General features: G+C 73.3%; 1 protein-coding gene and 1 pseudogene. Both read right to left on the bottom strand.

Annotated elements, in window-relative coordinates:
* The coding region (locus ACN675_RS28955) for a dynamin family protein (RefSeq protein WP_420754084.1) at nt 1–729 on the bottom strand (729 nt) is incomplete at its 3' end.
* A 56-nt stretch (nt 730–785) separates the two neighbouring features.
* A pseudogene (locus ACN675_RS28950) lies at nt 786–2,076 on the bottom strand (hypothetical protein); the annotation flags it as partial.

Below are 2,076 nucleotides of genomic sequence, written 5' to 3'. Positions count from 1 at the left end.
CTCGCGCAGCAGCGACGACACCGGCAGCAGCGGAACGTCGAGGTCGGCGCGCTGCAGGTGGGTGCGGTCGGCGTCGACGATCGCGCGCCAGTGCGGATACAGATCGGTCTTGGTGACGAGCACCGCGACCGCGGGGCACAGGGTCCGGACCTGCCGCAGGAAGCTCACTTCCGGTGCGGTGAACTCCTGGCTCGCGTCGGAGACCACGAACACCGCGTCGGCGGACGAGAGCAGCGTGAGTGTCGCCGACGTGTGCGGGTTGGTGTGCCCGCCGACGCCCGGGGTGTCGACGAAGACGAGTCCGTCGGCGAGCAGCGGGCTCGGCACGTTCACCTCGAGCCGCCGGATCTCGCGTCCGTCCGCGTGGGCGCTGTGCAGTTCGGTGAGCGGGACCGGTACCCGCTCCGGGTCCGCGCCCGGTTCGGCGACCACCAATGCGGCCGATGCCTCGGCCGCGTGCTGGACGAGGGTCGGGACCGCGGTCGTCTCGTCGTCACCCACCGCGCACACGTCGAGCCCGAGCAGCGAGTTCACGAAGCGGCTCTTGCCCTGGCCGAGCGACCCCACCACCACGACCCGCAACCGCGGATCGACCACCCGCGTGCGGGTCGCCGCGAGCCTGACGGCAAGGTCGGCGCGGCCTGCATCGCGGGTGTGTGCGGTTGCCTCGTCGACGAGTTCGGCGAGTGCGGCGCGACGGCTCGCGGGGTCGACCGGTGTGTTCTGCATGATGCTGCGTCGGCTCGCCTTCTGTTGTCGATCGAGGGTGATTATGACGGCCCGGCTCAGTTCAGGAGGTCGTCGATGTCGACGGAATCCGGGCCGACCTGGCTCGATCCTCCGACGATCAGGCCGTTGCCGCCGAGCGAGGAGTCGAACAGGCCGCCGGTTCCGGCGGCGTTGCCGAACACGTCGCCCGGGTCGAGCGACGACCACACGTCCGCCGCATCCTGGACCCCGCCGGACAGCGAAGTCCCGAGGTCCGCGGCACCCTGCAGTCCCGCTCCCAGGTCGGCGCCGAGATCGACGCCGAGATCCGCTGCTCCCCCGACGGCACCCGAGACTCCGGCCCCGAGGTCCGCCGCACCCGTCACTGCGCCGTCGACGGCTCCGGAGACCCCACCGGCCAGTCCGACCGCGGCGTCGGTCGCACCGTTCACAGCGCCGTCGACCGCGACCAGGCTGTCGGCGACGAGCCCGCCCGTCACATCCGCACCGGCCGCCAGGCCGCCGCCGAGGGTGGTGGAGAGTTGCGCGCCGAGATCGGCGGCCACGTCGGCACCGACGGACACACCCGTCGCCAGGTCACCGCCCAGCCCGGCTCCTGCCTCGCCACCGACCTGCAGCACCGAGTCGACCGCAGCCGACAGGTCGGCAGCTGCATCCACACCGGCGGACACATCCACACCGGCGGACAGATCGGCGCCGAGGTCGAGGGCGGAGCCGACGGCACCGCCGAGCGAACCACCCAGTTCCGCTCCGGCCCCGAGCGCGCCTGCCAGTGCGGTACCGACCGCGACACCGAGGTCCGCGCCGCCGCCCACCGCGGCGTCGACCGCGGTGGAGAAGTTGCCGCCGGCGGACAGTGCCGTGTCGAGCAGGCCCCCGAGGGCAAGGCCCACCTGGCCACCGAGATCGCCACCGACCCCGAAGACCGCCTCGAGGGTGGCGCCGAGATCGGCACCGGCGGCCACGCCACCGACCGCACCGAGAGCGGCGTCCAGAGCGGCACCCAGGTCCACGGCGGCGCCTGCGTCGAGCCCGAGACCACCGGCGAGTGCGCCCGAGACCGCCACACCGAATTCGGTGGCCACTCCTCCACCGAGGCCCAGCGTCGCATCGAGGACGGATCCGACAGCCGCACCCAGATCGACGCCGGCCTGCCCACCCACCTGCAGGACCGCTCCCAGAGCGGTGGCCAGCTCGCTCACCGCACCGATGTCGAAGCCGGTGTCGAGGTGCAGATCGCCGTCCGCCTCGGATTCGGCCTCCGCCCCGAGACCGAGGCCGAGACCACCACCCAGGCCGCCACCCAGACCGAGCCCGGCACCGGCAGCGGCGCCCAGCCCGGCGCCA

The organism is Rhodococcus sp. O3 (genome assembly GCF_048897285.1).
Taxonomy (GTDB): domain Bacteria; phylum Actinomycetota; class Actinomycetes; order Mycobacteriales; family Mycobacteriaceae; genus Rhodococcus.
The sequence above is the reverse complement of the archived record's forward strand: the minus strand, read 5'-3'. Positions and strand labels throughout refer to the sequence as shown.